Source organism: Acinetobacter sp. YH12040 (assembly GCF_013420005.1).
Taxonomy (GTDB): Bacteria; Pseudomonadota; Gammaproteobacteria; order Pseudomonadales; family Moraxellaceae; genus Acinetobacter; species Acinetobacter amyesii.
The window spans coordinates 1-18990 of sequence record NZ_VOZB01000014.1; the positions used below are offsets into that span (position 1 = coordinate 1).

At 40.3% G+C, this 18990-nt stretch carries 15 protein-coding genes; 8 read left to right on the forward strand and 7 right to left on the reverse strand.

Features of this window, described 5'->3' with window-relative positions:
• The first annotated feature begins 385 nt into the window (after nucleotides 1-385).
• Nucleotides 386-889: a hypothetical protein gene (locus FTT99_RS14090; protein ID WP_257230547.1), complete on the forward strand. Its 504-nt coding sequence runs from the start codon at nucleotides 386-388 to the stop codon at nucleotides 887-889.
• A 29-nt stretch (nucleotides 890-918) separates the two neighbouring features.
• Here FTT99_RS14090 and FTT99_RS14095 read toward each other — a convergent pair whose 3' ends face one another.
• The 7 genes from FTT99_RS14095 to FTT99_RS14125 all read right to left on the reverse strand — a co-directional run bounded on the left by FTT99_RS14095 (nucleotide 919) and on the right by FTT99_RS14125 (nucleotide 10618).
• Nucleotides 919-2322: an efflux transporter outer membrane subunit gene (locus tag FTT99_RS14095; RefSeq protein WP_180132094.1), complete on the reverse strand. Its 1404-nt coding sequence runs from the start codon at nucleotides 2320-2322 to the stop codon at nucleotides 919-921.
• 10 nt (nucleotides 2323-2332) lie between these two features.
• Complete coding sequence (locus tag FTT99_RS14100) at nucleotides 2333-4312, reverse strand: MacB family efflux pump subunit (RefSeq protein ID WP_180132088.1); 1980 nt, start codon at nucleotides 4310-4312, stop codon at nucleotides 2333-2335.
• Between the two features lie 2 nt (nucleotides 4313-4314).
• Nucleotides 4315-5667: a MacA family efflux pump subunit gene (locus FTT99_RS14105; RefSeq protein ID WP_180132089.1), complete on the reverse strand. Its 1353-nt coding sequence runs from the start codon at nucleotides 5665-5667 to the stop codon at nucleotides 4315-4317.
• Between the two features lie 136 nt (nucleotides 5668-5803).
• Complete coding sequence (holA, locus tag FTT99_RS14110) at nucleotides 5804-6787, reverse strand: DNA polymerase III subunit delta (protein WP_180109003.1); 984 nt, start codon at nucleotides 6785-6787, stop codon at nucleotides 5804-5806.
• 9 nt (nucleotides 6788-6796) lie between these two features.
• The gene (gene lptE / locus FTT99_RS14115; RefSeq protein WP_078192675.1) at nucleotides 6797-7330 is read right to left on the reverse strand and encodes an LPS assembly lipoprotein LptE; all 534 of its coding nucleotides are present in this window, start codon (nucleotides 7328-7330) and stop codon (nucleotides 6797-6799) included.
• 197 nt (nucleotides 7331-7527) lie between these two features.
• Nucleotides 7528-10149 carry a leucine--tRNA ligase gene (gene leuS / locus FTT99_RS14120; protein ID WP_180161613.1) on the reverse strand — a complete coding sequence of 874 codons (2622 nt, stop codon included), beginning with the start codon at nucleotides 10147-10149 and terminating at the stop codon, nucleotides 7528-7530.
• A 127-nt stretch (nucleotides 10150-10276) separates the two neighbouring features.
• Nucleotides 10277-10618: a DUF4124 domain-containing protein gene (locus FTT99_RS14125; RefSeq protein WP_249708160.1), complete on the reverse strand. Its 342-nt coding sequence runs from the start codon at nucleotides 10616-10618 to the stop codon at nucleotides 10277-10279.
• Between the two features lie 699 nt (nucleotides 10619-11317).
• Here FTT99_RS14125 and FTT99_RS14130 point away from each other — a divergent pair.
• The 7 genes from FTT99_RS14130 to FTT99_RS14160 all read left to right on the forward strand — a co-directional run bounded on the left by FTT99_RS14130 (nucleotide 11318) and on the right by FTT99_RS14160 (nucleotide 18990).
• Complete coding sequence (locus tag FTT99_RS14130) at nucleotides 11318-13045, forward strand: acetolactate synthase 3 large subunit (RefSeq protein ID WP_180132091.1); 1728 nt, start codon at nucleotides 11318-11320, stop codon at nucleotides 13043-13045.
• Nucleotides 13042-13533: an acetolactate synthase small subunit gene (gene ilvN / locus FTT99_RS14135; RefSeq protein ID WP_078189625.1), complete on the forward strand. Its 492-nt coding sequence runs from the start codon at nucleotides 13042-13044 to the stop codon at nucleotides 13531-13533. Before FTT99_RS14130 ends, ilvN begins: the two co-directional genes overlap by 4 nt.
• A gap of 109 nt (nucleotides 13534-13642) precedes the next feature.
• On the forward strand, nucleotides 13643-14659 hold the full coding sequence (gene ilvC, locus FTT99_RS14140; protein ID WP_078192867.1) for a ketol-acid reductoisomerase: 1017 nt from the start codon (nucleotides 13643-13645) through the stop codon (nucleotides 14657-14659).
• 443 nt (nucleotides 14660-15102) lie between these two features.
• On the forward strand, nucleotides 15103-15894 hold the full coding sequence (locus FTT99_RS14145; protein ID WP_180132092.1) for a DUF2971 domain-containing protein: 792 nt from the start codon (nucleotides 15103-15105) through the stop codon (nucleotides 15892-15894).
• Nucleotides 15895-16008: 114 nt separating this feature from the next.
• Nucleotides 16009-16833 (forward strand): hypothetical protein, encoded by an 825-nt coding sequence (locus tag FTT99_RS14150; RefSeq protein WP_257229308.1) that lies wholly within the window; start codon nucleotides 16009-16011, stop codon nucleotides 16831-16833.
• An 836-nt stretch (nucleotides 16834-17669) separates the two neighbouring features.
• The gene (locus FTT99_RS14155) at nucleotides 17670-18170 is read left to right on the forward strand and encodes a hypothetical protein (protein ID WP_180130755.1); all 501 of its coding nucleotides are present in this window, start codon (nucleotides 17670-17672) and stop codon (nucleotides 18168-18170) included.
• A gap of 91 nt (nucleotides 18171-18261) precedes the next feature.
• Complete coding sequence (locus FTT99_RS14160; protein ID WP_180024408.1) at nucleotides 18262-18990, forward strand: molecular chaperone; 729 nt, start codon at nucleotides 18262-18264, stop codon at nucleotides 18988-18990.

Here is an 18990-nt window from a genome sequence, read left to right on the forward strand (position 1 = left end):
AAAGTGGAATATGCCTATTCGCGACTGGCGTTTAGCCATGAGCCGCTTTATTATTGAATTCGGTGACCGCTTAAGCAATCACCTTTAAATTTATGAAAAGCAATTACACAAAATTATTTACAGGCTCTTTTTATTTTTATTTTACTACATTGGTATTCTTTCTTTTCTTGATAATTCTAGTGTAGGAGAGGCTTTTTTTTTCCTTATAGCTGTACTTTTTGTAATAGGACTTCCTTGTGTTGCATTTCTACGTCCTTACTTTAAATATGATCATAAACAACCTATTTGTAAGCCTGTTCTTTTTAATAGAAAAACAGGTAAAGTTTTTTTCTATATTAATGATCAAGAATATATAGAAAAGAAATGGACAGATGTAGTTTATATTATGGGCAGTAGTTTTGGGTTGTCTGGCATTCCATTACGAGAGCTTCGGGCACATATCATCGAAGACGGCATCCTAAAACATACCTTTGTGATTGGCTTTCCAATGATTGGAATATTTCGTACTCAAGGTTTATGGACTTTTATTTGTCATTTTATGATGAAAGGACCAGAGGAGCTTTACCCCAAACCGCATCCTATGTACGGTACCATCGATCCGTTTACCCAACTAACCTATTGTCAAAAGGTCGTGGGTGCAAAAGAAAGTTGGAGAGATACATGGAAATCATTTCGAATCATTTATCATTATAATTGGGTTCCAGCTTTATTTGCTTATCCATTTGATGTGTGTAACTTTGTTGCACGAAGAATTTTATTGCATATCAAACCATTGCCCGTTTGGCATGAAGATGTAGTACGAAAAAACAAAATGGATTTAGAGCGCCCAGAGGAAATCAGCGCAAAAGATAATTTTGAATTTACGATGTTTAAAATGATGGATAAATAAAAAGCCCTTTCGGGCTTTTTATAAAGAACTTAAGGCAACTGCTTAATCGGACTACCACCCAACGCCTGCATTAAAGTCATATAAGCATTGTATTGACTTTGCTTGGTTTGAACCAAAGACAGTCGCGCATTACGTGTGGTCTCCTGTGCATCCAGCAAGTTTTTCAACGCAATTGCACCATTACGATAACGAACTTCTGTTAAGCGTTCAGTCTTTTCTGCAAGCTGCACATTACGCTCTTGCAAAGCAACTTGCTGACTTAACTCAGTACGATTAGACAGTGCATTTTCCACATCGGCAAAAGCCTGATACAAGGTCTGACGATATTGAATAATAGATTTTTCATAATCTAAATCACTAATCGCAAGGTCTTTCTTCATATCATTATATTGCAAGAACGGTAAACTTAAACTTGCACCCAAAGCCAAAGCTGGGTTTTGTAATAAATTACTCAAAGACGTACTGCTCGAACCTAAACTGCCAGTTAAACTGATTGAAGGATAATAACTGGCTTTCGTTGCATCTTTATTTGCCAAAGCTTTACGTAATCTTAATTCGCTCGCTTGTAAATCTGGACGGCGAGACAACAACTCGGCAGGTAAACCTGCTGCAATCGTCGGTAATGCAATTCGAGGTAAACGCTGCGGCTCTGAAATATTCAGTTGTTGCACAGGTTGATGCAACAATACAGCCAATGCAGTACGTGTTTCCAGTTTTTGTTGGGCAATTTGGCTTAAGGTCGATTTTTGACTTTGGACCGACTGTTCTGCTTGCGTTAGGTCTAAACCTGACACAGCGCCGGCTTTATATTGCACTTTGACTAAGTCATAGGTTTTTTGCGTACTGGCTAAGTTTTGCTGCGCAATACTGTAGCGCTCATTTAAATAACCAAGCTGCCAATATAAGTTTGCTGTTGTCGCAATCAAGCTTTGGGCAGTGGCTTGTAGGTCCTGTTCAGTCGCTAAAGCTTCCCATTTTGCGGCCTCAGTCTGGCTAGCCAAACGACCAAATAAATCTACTTCATAACTGACGCCACCACTGAGTGATACACCTTTTGATGAGTCATCACCTGAGTTAAGGTCAAAGTTATGTCCAGTCGAAACACCTGAACTCACGCGTGGCCCTTGTTTATTTTCAGCCAAACCAGCTTTTAGTCGAGCTTGCTGTAAATTAATACCTGCAACAGCGAGGTCTGTATTGGCAGCTAAAACTTGATTCACCAACTGATTTAATTGAGCATCATTAAACAATGTCCACCATTGGTCAGCATACGTATCTGCATGAACTTGCTGACTCATGGCTTTCGCATTTTGAAATTGCGTCGGGATTTGTGTTGCAGGAGCTTCATACGGGGTCTTAACCACAGCGGCACAGCCGACTAGGCTACTTCCGAGAATGAAGGCACTTGCAAGTTTAGTTAAGGTCATTTGCATCATTATTTCCTTATTCGCGAGAAAGCGCATCGACAGGGTTAAGCTGTGCGGCATTACGTGCAGGAATAAAGCCAAACACAATACCAATCATACTTGAGCAGACAAATGCAGCAACGATAGACGTCGTTGAATAGGCCATTTGGAATGTTCCACCGGCAAAATGACTAATCAATTGTCCAATACCTAAAGATAATAAAACCCCAAGCACACCGCCTAAGATACACACCAACACCGCCTCAATCAGGAACTGCTGTAAAATATCACTTTGACGGGCACCCACGGCCATACGCACACCAATTTCTTGAGTACGCTCAGTCACCGAAACCAACATAATGTTCATGACCCCAATACCACCGACGATCAATGAAATCACCGCAATCGCAGACACCAATAAGGTCATTGTTGCAGTGGTTTGTTGAATGGTTTCACGGATACTATCGGAGTTTTGTGTAAAGACATCTTGCGCGCCATGACGTTGCACCAACAAGTTCAATATGGCGTTCTCAGCCGCAGCACTTGGGTATTCATCTTTTACTCGAACAATGATGCTACGTACGTTCGACTGCCCCAGCATACGACTCATAACCGTTGAATAGGGCAAATACACATTCAGGCTATCTGAGTTACCCATCATGCTTTTTTGTTCTTCGATCACGCCAATGATACGGCTCGGTACACTGCCTAATAAAATCACTTGACCCACTGGGTTAGTGCCATCGGCAAAGAAGGTATTTTTAGTATTACTATCAATCACCACATCTTGCGCTTGCTCAGTCACGCTTTCTTTATCAAAAGGCTGACCCGAAGCGAAGTTCATTCCTTTGACATAGAAGAAATCTTCACTCACGCCATTCACTGTGGTCGACGCTTCTGTATCTTTAAAACGTGCTGTGACAGATGAATTAACCGAAGGACTAACGCCATCGACATAAGGTTGCTCAGCAAGGGCTGTCGCATCGGCTGGAACCAATGTTTTTACTTGGGAGGATCTGGAATTATCACCAAAGCCTCGACCTTGATACACCGTGATGGTATTGGTACCTAAACTGCTGATATTTTCTAAAATTTGCTTTTGTGAACCATTCCCAAGAGCCACAACAGAAACCACAGAAGCGATACCAATAATGATCCCGAGCATGGTTAAAAATGTACGCATCCGGTGTGCATTCATGGCAAGGATCGCCATACGGAATGCTTCACCTAAACGGTCAACGGCAGAGCGCCAGCTTGAAGTTTTTTTCTGTGTGTTTGGAACGAGTTGTTGTTTTTCTAAAGGTTCATCATCTGTTTCAGGTACATTGGGCTGATCTGAGATGATATTACCGTCAGAAATTTCAATAATTCGAGTCGCATTTTTTGCAACATTATGGTCGTGCGTGACCAAAATAATGGTATGACCTTTGGCATTGAGTTCGCGCAAAATCCGCATCACTTCAATACCACTATTCTTATCCAATGCACCGGTGGGTTCATCGGCAAGAATAACATCGCCACCATTCATGAGGGCACGCGCAATCGATACACGTTGTTGCTGACCACCCGAGAGTTGGCTCGGACGGTTTTGGGTTTTTTCACCCAGTCCAAGATCGGTTAGTAGTTGCTTGGCACGTGCATTGCGTTCGGTTGCATCTGCACCGGCATAGATTGCGGGAACTTCAACGTTACCTGCAGCATTCAAATCACCGAGTAAGTGATAGCGCTGGAAAATAAAGCCAAAATATTCACGGCGTAACTGTGCCAGTTCATCTGGTTCAAGTTCACGAGTTTCACGCCCTTTGACTTTGTAGCTGCCATTTGTGGGTTTATCTAAACACCCCAAAATGTTCATGAGGGTAGATTTACCAGAACCGGACTGACCTACAATCGCCACCAGCTCACCTGGGTAAATCTCAAGATTAACCCCTTTTAGAATTTGGACTGTGCTTTCACCGGCAGGGAATTCACGCGTCAGATTATTGACCTCAAGTAGAGGCGTCTGATTTTGACTCATGATTACATTCTCATTGGGCCGCCAGCACCACCGCGGTTGCTGCGTTTCGCTGAATCATTTGAAGTATCAGAACCGTCGGCAATCACGACTTTGTCACCCTGTTTTAAGCCACGGATCACTTGTGCGGTCACACGGTTATTTAAACCGAGTAATACCTGTTGTGGTTGAGCTGAACCATCGGCTTGTAGTACACGAACCATCGCAACGCTGGCTTTACCTTGTTTGACCAATGCTTTTTCAGCTTCAGTCAGTTCTAAACGTTTAGGACGGTTTGGATTGTCTTTGTTCGATCTAGCTTCTGCGATGGCATTTTTATCAGCAGATTGACCATTTGCAGATGCATTATTACGGCTACGTTGTGGGCGGTTCGAGGTTTGAACGGCTGCGGCAGGTACAGTCAAGACATTCTTGGCTTCATCTAAAATGATATACACCTGAGCAGTCATATCAATACGCAATTTACCGTCTTCATTTGGGACATCAAATAACGCATTGTAGTAAACCGCAGTACTTGAAGACGAAGAGGTGTTGTTGTTACTTTCGGTGTTAATTGAGTTTGGCGCAGGTTCAACTTGGCGCAGGGTAGCATAGTGTTTTGTTTCACTGTCGCCCAAGGTTGTAAAATAGACGTTTTGACCTTCTTGGACTTTCATCACATCGGCTTCAGAAATTTCCGCCTTAATGGTCATGGTGTCGAGTTTTGCCAATTTCACAATGGTTGGCGCACTTTGGTTGGCATTTACGGTTTGACCTTCTTCAGTCACAATCGCCACGATGGTTCCATCCATAGGTGCAACAATTTGTGTATAGCCTAAGTCTTCTTTTGCAGTCGCTAAAGTTAAACGTGATTGTTCGATTTGTGCATTAATGGCTGCAATATCAGCTTGCGCAGTTTTATAACTTGCTAGCGCAGATTCAAGTTCTGCACGACTAGTCGCGTCTTGAGCGTACATTGCTTGTTGACGATTATATTCAGCTTGGACTTTTGCAAGATTTGCTTGTTTAACTGCCAATTGCGCTTGTTGGTTTTTGATGCTGGCTTCTGCAGTTTTTAAATCATTTTCCTGACGTACCGAGTCAATACGGGCAATCAGCTGACCTTGTTTCACTTCATCGCCGAGCTGCACATACATCTTTTTCACCTGACCAGAAACCTGTGCACCAACACTCACCATTTTGGTTGCTTCAAGTACACCTGTTGCAAGTACAGAGTTTTCAATGTCACCACGACTCACTTCAGCAGTAATATATTGCGGCTGAGTTTCTTTAGGTTTTAGGAAATGCCATGCAGTGACAGCGATTGCCAAAGCAACGATGATGGCTACGATCAATTTTGCTGGTTTTATTTTTGGCATGATTGGCAGTTAAAAGTTTATAAAGATGATTGAATTATAAGATTTAAATACGGATAAATTGTGAACTTTTTGAACAAACAGTAATGATAATTATTCTTTTATACTGCAATGCAAGTTATTACAGCCTTTTATTAGACTAGAAGAGTCTGCGCCCACACAAGCTGGCAATAGCTTGTTGTACCAAGTGCTCAGGATTTTCATGACCTAAACCTTTTATTGACGCGTCTAAACGAAGTAATAGGGCAGGCCAAGTCAAAAAATCGTTCGCATTTAAACGGCGTAACGCTTGTTGATACAGCCCGACTTTGGTTTTCCAAATACCAATTTGCAAGGCATTTTGTGGCTGCTCAAACAGTTGCATCAGCAAACGCATTTCCTTACTGATACTCCATAAAATCAGCGACATCGGCTCGCCTGAAGCGATTAAGTATTGAAAAATTTTAATTGATTGCGCCAAATTGCCTTGCAGCATGGCATCATTTAAATCATAGGTGGTGTAGCGTGACTGATCTTGTAAGCAAGAGTACAGATGATCAATCTGAATCATCTCTGCTTCAGGAAAAGTATCTGCGACACGCATTAAACTATTTTTTGCCGCCAGTAAATTGTGCTCATGATGCTGTTCTAGCCATTGCCAAGCATCATTGGCGAGTTGAATGCCAAGCTTTTGTGCTTCAACGGCCAAAATTTGCTGACGATCTTTAGGGTAGTTTGCAGTCAGTGCAACATTGACTCCATTGGCATCAATGGTTTGGAAAAAACTGGTCTTTAAACTCGCACTGTCTTGCTTCGGCATGACCACGAGCAGCAAGTTACTTTCATTTTGCTGTAAATAGCTTTTTAACAGTTTTAGTCCATTGGCATCGGGTTTAATGCTGCCATGTGCCTCAATTGCCAGTTGACTGGAAAATAATGACAAGCTATTTAAAGCATTAAAGACATTTTTCCAATCAGCAGCAGAGCTAATGTCATACCGTTGACGCTCGATTTCTCTAGCGTTCCAACTCTTACGAAATGCATCGAGGAGATTTTGTTCAAGTAATGGCTCTTGACCATGTAGCACCCAGGCACCTTGCGCTTCATCTACACGTTTTAATGCCTGAAGATAGTCAAGTTTCATGGATGGTTCTTACTCAGCTTTGGTCGGTGCAGTTAGTGGATTCGCTTTTGGTAAGCGGTTTGATGAAATTTGGCGCACGATCTGTTGTGCAATGTCATCAATAATCACTTGTTTTAAATATTTTTCTTCTTGGTCATCAGTGTTCACGGTTGCTACGTCGTATTGGTAGCTACGTGTTGCCATCAATGTACGGGGTTCTGTCACAGGGTTACCTTGAGCATCTTCAATTTGGAACGTCACATTCAAGCGCAGTAAAGTTTCAACCAATTTACCATTGAGTTCTAAACGTCGTGGAGTGTAATCCAACACATGTAAGACATAGGCATTTTGATTATTGCTCAATTGCACGCCTGCAGAACCTAAATAAATCGCTAACTTTTCATGTAAGTCATCCGTATCTTCAGGAAGTGCCAATCGCATATTGGAATAGGCTACAGGTACAGCAGCAGGGTTGGTGCCTTTTAAATGAAAACCACAACCGACCATGCCTGCGCTCAGGCCCATAGTTAATACAATTGCAGCAACACGTTGAACCAAGTGCATAAAGTGTCCTCTGTTTCCCGAAGGGATAATGTTGAAATCCTGTGTGGATTGTAAAGTCAAAGCCCGTTGACTCGCAACGGGCTTTGTTTGGGAATTGTGAAATCCTTTTGTTCCCTCTCCTCATAGGAGAGGGTTAGGGAGAGGTTAATTACCCTCATCCCAACCTTCTCCCAAAGGGAGAAGGAAATATAAGGAATTTAAACCACCAAGTTCACTAATTTATTCGGCACCACAATTTCTTTCTTGGTTGGACCAGCCAAGAATTGCTGAACTTCAGGTAATGCTTTTGCTTGTGCCAAAATGTCATCTTTAGAGGCATCGACAGACACTTCTAATTTGCCACGAAGTTTACCGTTCACTTGCACTACAATCGTTTGTGTATTGCGAGTCAGCGCAGATTCATCTACCGCAGGGAAGCGTGCTGATGTTAATTCGATACCAAACTCAGCCAATAAGGTTTGGCTTAAATGTGGTGCAAACGGAGCAAGTAAAGTTAGAAGGGTAATGATTGATTCACGTGCAACGGCAACGTCATTGTCATCTTTGGCTTCAAACTTATTGTTTGCATTCAAAAGTTCCATCATCGCAGCAATTGCGGTGTTGAAGGCGTGACGACGTGCAATGTCATCACCCACTTTTTGAATGGTTTCGTGTGTTTTACGACGCAAGTCTTGTGCAGCGGTAGATAGTGTCGCTTTGTCGATGTTTGCAGCAGAGTTCCCTTGTTCAAGGAAACCAGATGCTAGGCGCCATACACGTTTTAAGAAACGGTTTGCACCTTCAACACCTGCATCTGACCATTCAAGTGATTGATCTGGTGGCGCAGCAAACATCATGAACACACGCGCAGTATCTGCGCCGTATTGATCAATAATCGCTTGCGGGTCGATACCGTTATTTTTTGATTTCGACATTTTTTCTTGACCGCCAACCACGACGTCTTGACCATCACCTTGATATTTCGCAGAAATGATACGACCTTTTTCATCACGTTCTAAATCGATGTCAGCAGGGTTAAACCAAGTTTTCTTACCTGACTCTGATTCACGGTAGTAAGTATCCGCAAGCACCATACCTTGAGTAAGCAAGTTGGTGAATGGTTCGTTACCTTGAACGACGCCTTCATCACGCATCAATTTGTGGAAGAAGCGTGCATAAAGTAAATGAAGAATTGCGTGTTCAACACCACCGATGTATTGGTTCACAGGTAACCAAGTTTGACCCGCTTCAGGTTTCACCATGCCATCCGTAAAGTCTGGAGATGCGTAACGCGCATAGTACCAAGACGATTCTACAAAGGTATCTAGCGTATCTGTTTCACGACGAGCGTCGCCACCACAGCATGGGCAAGTGGTTTCATAGAACTCAGGCATTTTGTTGAGTGGATTGCCTGAACCGTCTGGAACCACGTCCGTTGGCAATACAACTGGAAGTTGTTCTTCAGGTACTGGAACCTGACCACATTTTTCACAGTTGATCATAGGAATTGGACAACCCCAATAACGCTGACGAGAAACACCCCAGTCACGTAAACGGAATTGAACTTTTACATTTGCAAGCTTTTGAGGCTCAAGTTTTGCAAGGAATGCATCGAATGCGCCTTGGAAATCTAAACCGTCAAATTCGCCTGAATTCACCAGTTTGCCTTCTTTAGAACCGTACCATTCTTGCCAAATTGTTGCGTCAAAGTCTGCATCGTCTGCACCTTTGGCATCAATCACTTGCTTAATGGTTAAGCCATATTTGTTGGCAAATTCGAAGTCACGTTCATCGTGTGAAGGCACTGCCATCACCGCACCTGAACCGTAAGACATCAAGACGTAGTTTGCGATCCAAACAGGAACTTCTTCACCTGTAACTGGGTGCTTCACAGAAAGACCAGTTGCCATGCCTTTCTTTTCAGCAGTCGCAAGATCAGCTTCTGCAACAGAACCCATACGGCATTCTTCAATAAATGCAGCAAGCTCTGGGTTGTTTTCCGCAGCTTTAAGTGCCATCGGATGTTCTGCTGCAACCGCAACATAAGTCACACCCATGAGTGTGTCAGCACGAGTGGTAAATACAGTTAAACCATCTGCATAAACGTCTGGATTCGCTGAAGGGAAGGTAATTTCCATACCCTGTGAGCGACCAATCCAGTTACGTTGCATGGTTAAAACTTGCTGTGGCCAGCCGTCTTTTAATGTTTCTAAATCGTCAAGTAATTCTTGCGCATAGTCAGTGATGCGGAAGTAGTACATTGGAATATCACGTTTTTCGACCAATGCACCAGAACGCCAGCCACGACCATTTTCAACTTGTTCGTTTGCTAAAACAGTTTGGTCTACAGGGTCCCAGTTCACTGTTGAAAGCTTACGGTAAATTAAACCTTTTTTATAAAGCTGAACGAATAACCATTGTTCCCAGCGGTAGTATTCAGGTGTGCAAGTTGCAAATTCACGATCCCAATCTACAGAAAGACCTAACTTTTTAAGCTGATTACGCATGTAATCAATGTTTTCAAAAGTCCATTTTGCAGGAGCGACTTGATGGGCAATCGCCGCATTTTCAGCAGGCAAACCGAAAGCATCCCAACCCATGGGCTGTAGCACAGTTTCACCTTGTAAACGGTGGAAACGGCTGATCACATCACCAATGGTGTAGTTACGCACATGACCCATATGCAGTTTGCCACTTGGATAAGGGAACATAGAGAGGATATAACGACGTGGCCCTTCTACTTGGTCGGCAACTTTAAAGGCTTTGCGATTTTCCCAGTCTTGTTGGACTGTAGGTTCAATCGCACTGGCTTGATATTCAGGGTCAATGTGAGTAGTCATAAACGTAAATAGAAATAACGGTTAAAAAGTTTGTGCTACAGCATAGCGCAAAATACGCCTAGAGTGAATTTTGCGATGCTGTGTAGATGTAAATAATTTAAGTCAAAATTGCAGACTTTGGCGTAAATTATTGTGGTGCGGAGGCTACGGCTTGACCTTGGCGGAGCGCTGCATTGGCTTCGCGTTGTTGTTCCGCTAGTTGCTCATTTTGTTCATTCGACTGTTCGGCTTCACGTGAAACCTCTTCTTGGTTTTTTGCTGGAGTTGATTGCGTAGTCGTTGTTGCACCATAGGTATTTACTTTACCTTTACGCTGCGCATTTTTTGGCGGTGGCGTGGTGGTGTAATGCGTTGAACCTTTTGCATCTACCCATTTGTAATATTCTTTCGCTGAAAGGTCCAAACTGGTCAGGCAAAATGCCATGCTAGATAAAATACAGGCAGTGCGAGCAATCGTCGTCTTCATCATAAATTCAGTCCCAAAGTTAGAGTGATCATGCAAAATTATGCTGAAAATTTTGCGCTTTTTTGACAGTAGAATCTATGCATTTTTTAGCACAAAGGATAAAAGGGGCATCGTGTGGGATGAATAACTTTGTGAATGATGAATTGGGGGATTTATAAGCAATAAAAATATTGTGTTTTTATCATTTAATCCATGCCTTAAGTTGAAAGTGAGGCAATTGAATTAAAAACCCACAGCAATTCATTTAATTTATTTATTAGATTTATAAAAGTATTTTATTAATTACATGCTAACTGGTTATAAATAAACAAACTACAAAGAATGCAAAGAACGGGAGTGTGCTTAAAAAACAAACGGTCTGTAAGTAATCAGAAAAAAGCCGATTTTTAAACTTGACTTTAATGGTTGAAACTACAAAAATGCTGTCTTTAGTTTTATATGCCTTAGATCGATCACCCTTCGAATGAGTGCATTTTAGCAATGGACTTCTTCTCTAGCCGAGAGGTTGAACAAAGCCAACAAAATATGTTTATCCCAACATGTTTTAGACCCCATATTGCTCAAACAGCAAGCAGGTCAGATTTTTTTCTTATTGCTATGAAAACTATGAAATTTGTGTGCTATAACAGAGCACACAGTTAATGAATTAACCACGACAAATGCCCTCCATTTGTGCGTGAAAAAAGATTAGGGTGAATCACGTTGGAACTTTTATCTGGTGGTGAAATGCTTGTTCGCGCTTTAGCGGACGAAGGCGTTGAACATATTTTTGGATACCCAGGCGGCGCAGTACTGCATATTTATGATGCGCTATTTCAACAAGAAAAAATCAATCATTACCTAGTGCGCCACGAGCAAGCTGCTGGTCATATGGCTGATGCTTACTCACGTGTCACAGGTAAAACAGGTGTCGTATTGGTGACATCTGGTCCTGGTGCAACAAATACCGTAACTCCAATTGCAACTGCCTATATGGACTCAATCCCAATGGTGATTTTGTCAGGTCAGGTTGCAAGCCATCTTATCGGTGAGGATGCGTTCCAAGAAACGGATATGGTCGGTATTTCGCGCCCAATCGTAAAACACAGCTTCCAAGTACGTCATGCAAGCGAAATCCCTTCGATTATTAAGAAGGCATTTTATATCGCTTCAAGTGGCCGTCCGGGTCCTGTTGTTGTTGATATTCCAAAGGATGCGACGAATCCAGCAGAGAAATTTGCTTACGAATATCCTGAAAAAGTGAAAATGCGTTCGTATCAACCGCCGCATCGTGGTCACTCTGGTCAAATTCGTAAAGCAATTGATGAATTGATTCATGCTAAACGCCCAATTATTTATTCAGGCGGTGGTGTGGTTCAAGGCAACGCTTCTGCACAGTTGACAGAACTTGCACATTTATTGGGTTATCCAGTAACCAGTACTTTAATGGGTCTTGGTGCGTATCCGGGCAATGATGAACAATTCATTGGTATGTTGGGTATGCATGGTACTTATGAAGCCAATATGACGATGCACAATGCAGATGTGATTTTGTGTGTAGGTGCGCGCTTCGATGACCGTGTAACCAATAACCCAGCGAAATTCTGTCCAAATGCGAAAGTCATTCATATTGATATTGACCCAGCAACGATTTCAAAAACAATTATGGCGCACATCCCAATTGTGGGTGCAGTAGAGCCTGTATTGACTGAAATGTTGGCGCAATTAAAACAATTGAATGTGTCTAAACCAAATCCTGAAGATATCGGGGTTTGGTGGAAACAAATCAATGAATGGCGCCAAGTTCATGGTTTGAACTATGACAAACCAACTGATGGTTCGATGAAGCCACAGCAAGTTGTTGAAGCGTTGGATAAAATTACCAATAGTCAAGCCATCATTACTTCAGACGTTGGTCAACACCAAATGTTTGGTGCGCTTTACTACAAATACACACGTCCACGTCAATGGATCAACTCAGGTGGTCTAGGAACCATGGGTGTAGGTTTGCCATATGCTATGGCAGCTAAACTTGCCTTCCCAGATCAACAAGTAGTGTGTATTACTGGCGAAGCATCGATTCAGATGTGTATCCAAGAACTATCTACATGTAAGCAATATGGCTTGAATGTAAAAATTCTATGCTTGAATAACCGTGCATTAGGTATGGTTAAGCAATGGCAAGACATGAACTACGAAGGTCGTCACTCAAGCTCGTATGTTGAGTCACTTCCAGACTTCCCTAAATTAATGGAGGCGTATGGTCATGTAGGTATTCAAATTGACCATGCAGATGAACTCGAGTCGAAGCTTGCTGAAGCGATGGCGATCAATGACAAGTGCGTGTTTATTAACGTGATGGTTGACCGTTCAGAGCATGTATATCCAATGTTGGTTGCTGGCCAGTCAATGAAAGACATGTGGTTAGGCAAAGGAGAGCGCACACAATGAGACATATTATCTCTGTACTTGTAGAAAACGAAGCAGGTGCGCTTTCACGTTTGGTAGGTTTATTCTCTCAGCGTGGTTATAACATTGAGACATTAAACGTAGCGCCAACAGAAGATCCGACGCTTTCGCGTTTGACTTTAACCACGTATGGCGATGAGCATAAAATTGAACAAATCACCAAACAACTCAACAAGCTTGTCGAAGTTGTTAAAGTTGTTGATTTGTCTGAAGGTGCTCATATTGAACGTGAATTGATGTTAATTAAAGTCAAAGCACTTGGTTCAGCGCGCGCAGAAATTAAACGTACTGCGGATATTTTCCGTGGACAAATCGTAGACGTAACACCAACGACTTATACCATTCAAATCGCAGGTACAACTGAAAAGATAGATGGTTTTATTGATGCCTTAGCTGAAAATACAATTCTAGAAGTTGTACGTTCAGGTGTTTCAGGTATCGCACGTGGCGAAAAAGTTTTAACTATCTAATTTTATATATTCACCTCACTCCTATGGGTGAGGTACTTGAAACGTGAATAATCAAACAGAATCACGTTATCAAGTTAAAGGAAACAAAAGCATTTTAGCGGAGACAGCAATGCAAATTTTTTACGATAAAGACACAGACTTATCTATCATCCAAGGCAAAAAAGTAGCAATCATTGGTTATGGTTCACAAGGCCATGCTCATGCGCTTAACCTTAAAGATTCAGGCGTTGATGTAACTGTAGGTCTACGTGCTGGTTCTACTTCTTGGAAAAAAGCTGAAAATGCTGGTCTTAAAGTTTCAGAAGTTCCTGCTGCTGTAGCTCAAGCTGACTTAGTTATGATTTTGACTCCAGATGAGTTCCAATCACAACTATACCGTGACGTAATTGAGCCAAACATCAAGCAAGGTGCAACGCTAGCATTTGCTCATGGTTTCTCTGTTCTTTATAACCAAGTTGTTCCACGTGCTGACCTTGACGTAATCATGGTTGCTCCAAAAGCGCCTGGTCATACTGTACGTTCAGAATTCCAACGTGGTTCAGGTGTACCTGATCTTATCGCTGTTCACCAAGATGCTTCTGGTAATGCACGTAACGTTGCGCTTTCTTACGCTTCAGGTGTTGGTGGTGGCCGTACTGGTATTATCGAAACTTCATTCCGTGAAGAAACTGAAACTGACCTTTTCGGTGAGCAAGCAGTTCTTTGTGGTGGTGCTGTTGAATTGGTTAAAATGGGCTTCGAAACTTTGGTTGAAGCTGGTTATGCGCCAGAAATGGCTTACTTCGAATGTCTACACGAACTTAAATTGATCGTTGACTTAATGTTCGAAGGCGGTATCGCGGACATGAACTACTCAGTATCAAACAATGCTGAATATGGTGAATACGTAACTGGCGTTGAAGTGATTAACGAACAGTCTCGTGAAGCGATGCGTAATGCGCTTAAACGTATTCAATCTGGTGAATACGCGAAGATGTTCATCCAAGAAGGTGCGTTGAACTATCCTTCTATGACTGCTCGTCGTCGTCAAAACGCGGCGCATGGTATCGAAGTAACTGGTAACAAGTTACGTGCGATGATGCCTTGGATCCAAGCGAACAAAATCGTTGATAAAGAGAAAAACTAATTTCTTGAATCAATTGATTTGAATACGAAGACCCACTCATTTTGAGTGGGTTTTTTAATATCTAAAGTTACTTGCCTTAAAAATAGAAAAGCATACTTTTCTATTTTTGCGTACCGTGGATCCAAGTGAACAAAATCGTAGACAAAGAAAAGAACTAAGTTCTGATATCTAAGTCAAAAGGCCCCTGATTTTAACAGGGGCTTTTTTTCCTCATAGAAGAGAAAATCAAGGCTGCGTGCCTCAAATGATGTAAGCGATGCTTACATCATTTTCTTGCCTTAGATCTAAGCGGACAAAATCGTAAGTGTATATATCATCAATATTAGTCCACTAATTTCAATTAAGAGTAGTCCAGTAATTTCAATTCAGTGTGATCCATTAGGTTCACAAAAAAAGCGAGATTCTAAAATTCTCGCTTTAATGTTAGTTTTGAAGCAGCTTTAATGATTTTAAAAACAAAATCTCTAGGTTTTTCACATTTAGAAGATTTTAACGACCCATTTGAATGCACTGGTTTTGGTTTTTATGATTTGGATGTACCGACATCCGTAGCAATAGGGGCATTCCGTAATCAGTTTTCTAGAAAGTATGTGATTTTAAGTTTGACTAGAACCGCTTTTAATCCACTCATGTGGTCACATTATGGGGATAGTTACAAAGGTGTTGTGATCGGAATTGACACATGCAAAGCAGGTTTTGAAGATGGTGATCAATTTATTATTCCTTCAACAAAAGGAGAGTTGAGATATTTAAAAAAAGCGCCGAAGCAGGCCAATGTGGCAAGTGTTGAAAAATTAATGTCGGTAGGAAATTCAAATATTTTAAATTGGGATAATGAAGAAGTTTTAATAAAGCATGGTTTGCTTTATAAAATGCAGGAATGGGCATACGAAGAGGAAGTACGTATTGTAAAGAATATTAGCGATGCTCAATTCGGGTATCACTTTTCTACAAAAACACATGCATATATCAATGACCAACTTTGGCAAAGAGTCCAATTGCAAACGCGTCCAATTTATACATTAAAATTGCCTGAAGAAGCCTTTGTTGAAGTATATGTTGGGAAAAATGCATATATTGATCTTAGAAGAAAGCAAGAGCTTGTGAAGCCAGTAATTGATCATAAGGTAGATCAGTTTGAATTGCTGAAAGATCTATGTATTCAATTTAATATTGGTTTGAAATGTATTTCATTAGATTTGGAAACTTGGGCTTTAAAAGCGACTCCAATTTAATCTGATGATTTGAGTTGTAGGTGGTTTCAAAACTCCTATATTTGTGTCATCTGTGTTGAATTTAGGTTGTGATAGAGTAGGCATTATTCATGCTGCATGGAGTGTGTAATTGCAATGAAAATATCAAAAATCTCTCTTTTACTCGCTCTTTGTCTACCAGTGGTGAGTTTTGCACAAGATCCAGATATAGCACAGTCTGAGTTAAAGCCTTTACCTGATGTTCGCATATCCATGCAGCGGATGCTTCGCTCAACTGAAGGACGCTATTTCTTAGATCTATATGCTGGTATATGGAATCCGCATGGGACTTTGACTGATCTGCAAGAGCCCAAACAAATTAACTTTAAAGGGACTCAAAAAGCTGACTTTATTGACTTGAATTCAGTTAATGTTGTGACTGAACAAAGTGCTGCAACAGCTTATCGATTAGCAGGAACCTTGAATGCCAATACAGGCTCGTTTAAAGCTGAACTGATGGAAAAAACGGCATCACCATCTACAAGTTATCTACAGTTTGAACCTGCATTTAAAGCAGTAGATAAACCTATCCTGCTGTTTAAGTTTTATGGGGTGCAATCCGCAGACCAACCTTATGGGAAGTCTCTAAAACGCGTAGATGTGATTAATAAATCAAATGGCAAAGTTTTGCAGTCGTTACAAGGCTTTAGTGCCTTTGGTAATAGTATGGGATTCTTAGATGTAAACTTTGATGGATACTATGATGTTGTACTTTCAGATACCTCTGATGGTCGAAAAATAGAAGATAAGCGATTTATTTATTGGATGTACAATCCTAAAACGAAGAATTTTCAACGCTCACCACAATTGGAAAAAATTGTTGGCTTCCCAAAATTAAAAGGAGAGTTGCAGCAGATCGACTTTGGATCAGGTCAAATCTTTCGAGTCGATCAAGGATTGCTTTATCCAGTCAGTGAGTAAGTTAAATTTTTTAAAAAGCCCCATAACTTGGGGCTTTTTTTTATTTATAGAATTTTCTAAAGAAGAATCCAGGCAGTTTTAAAAGAGGTGGTCCGTATTTTGAATAAAAAAACAAAGTAAAATGAGTGTTGAAAGAGAGGGGGTGAATTTCTATATATGTGATAATTCACGTAATAAATGAGATTCTAAAAATTTGAAAAACAAAAACTGAAATTTAAAGAAAGAAAATATGTTTTACAAAAGCTAAACATTGGAAACTAAGACGTGTTTCAGAACCTGTAATTTAATACAAAGTCTCAGTATTTGGTGACGTAATTCTTGTATTGCGTTTCAAAAGACATACCTGAAAGTGGTGATTATACATTTGAGATTCTATTTAAAATTTAAATTTAATCGGTCTTTACTATTAATATAGTTGAATATTCACGTAGTATTGGTTTGTTTGAAAATTATTTTGAACTATTTCACAAATATTTGGTGAAATATGTAACAGCCTATATTATTTTTAATGTTACTAAATTTAATAAAAACAATAAGATATAATATACCAAAAAATAGGGATATGAAAAAAATCCCCAAAATTTGGGATAAAGAGAAAAATTAAATGAAAATATAAAAATTAAAAATATTTAATATATTACAAACACATAATTTAAATATTTGTAAAAAATAATATTACATGAATATTCGTGTGAAATTTCCATATTAGGTTCTTTTTTTCTCAACATGATTAAGAATGAATCAGCACCTAGGGAAAGTAAGATTAATTAGTTTTTCTTAATAAATATCCTTTGATGCACATACTAATAAATCTCATATGAGAATGGAGAAGTGAAATGTCTACATCTAAAATTTTAACCGCAGTACTATCTGCAACATTGTTCGTAGCACTTCCAGCAACATCTGCAATCGCTGGTGGTAAAAAAGAATCTAAACAATGTGGCGGTGCGCCGTGTGAAGGCGAAATCGACATCGAGTTACAGATTCTGAAAGCATGTGAGCTTTTGGTAGGTAAAGACATCAAACTCGTTGAAGACAGTTATACAGGTGCTAGTAGCTTTCAAGTTACAACAAACACCCCATATACACTGAATTTATCTACACTGAATGCAGGTACAAGTGCAGATACTTTTGTAAAACATGAAACGACTACTGATAAAGTAGCTACAAAAATCACGACTTCAAAAGGTGGTGTGAATTATCCAATCGGCTCTACACCTGTAGCTGGTATGAGTGTTGATAACTTCACAGTATCTGTTGCTCCAAAAACTGCAATTTCAGCGACTCAACGTGCTGGTACATACAAAGATACTTTATATATCAAAGTAGCTTACTAATCCAAATTTAGGGAGTTGATTCTACACAGTTAGGGTCAACTTCTTTTTATTTTGAATTGATAATAATATTTAAATGTACTGGGGGGAGTATATGAAAAGTTTATTTAAAGTCGTTTCATTTAGTTTAATGACTTGCTTATTGAGTGCTCAAATATTTGCAGGAATTTCAATTAGCCCTGTGCAATTATATTTAACCGATAAATCTAAACAACGTAGTGCGACATTTACTTTGGAATCGAAAGGGGATGATGAGACACCACGTATTTTTGAAGCTAAAGCATTTAAATGGACTCAAAATGCTGCAGGTGAAGATATTCTTTCACCTGAATCCAATATTATTATCAATCCGAAAAATTTCATTCTAAAACCAAACTCAAAACAAATGGTTCGTGTGGGTTTTACTCAATCTGTAGAGAGTATGAATCTACAACAAGAAGAAGCATGGCGTATTATTTATACTGAGCTACCTCAAGTGACGAACTCTGAATCGAAAATTGCACTGTTATTAAGTATTAATGTGCCATTTTTTGTCGGCAAACAAGAACCCGCTTATTTAAAATTTATTGCCAAAAAAATGAATGGTCGCACCATTATTCAGGTTGAAAATTTAGCAAAATCACACATTCAAATCCAAAAACTTTATGTCATCGATAAAAGCAAGAAAACAGTCGCTGAATCTTCCGATATGAAATATTTATTGGCATTAGGTAAAAACCAATACGACATCGGGAATGTTTCTTTACAAGGCGCTAGTAATTATAAAGTCGTTGTGGAAACAGATAAAGGTGACACTCCTTTGGAGTTTAATTTAGTTGAGTAG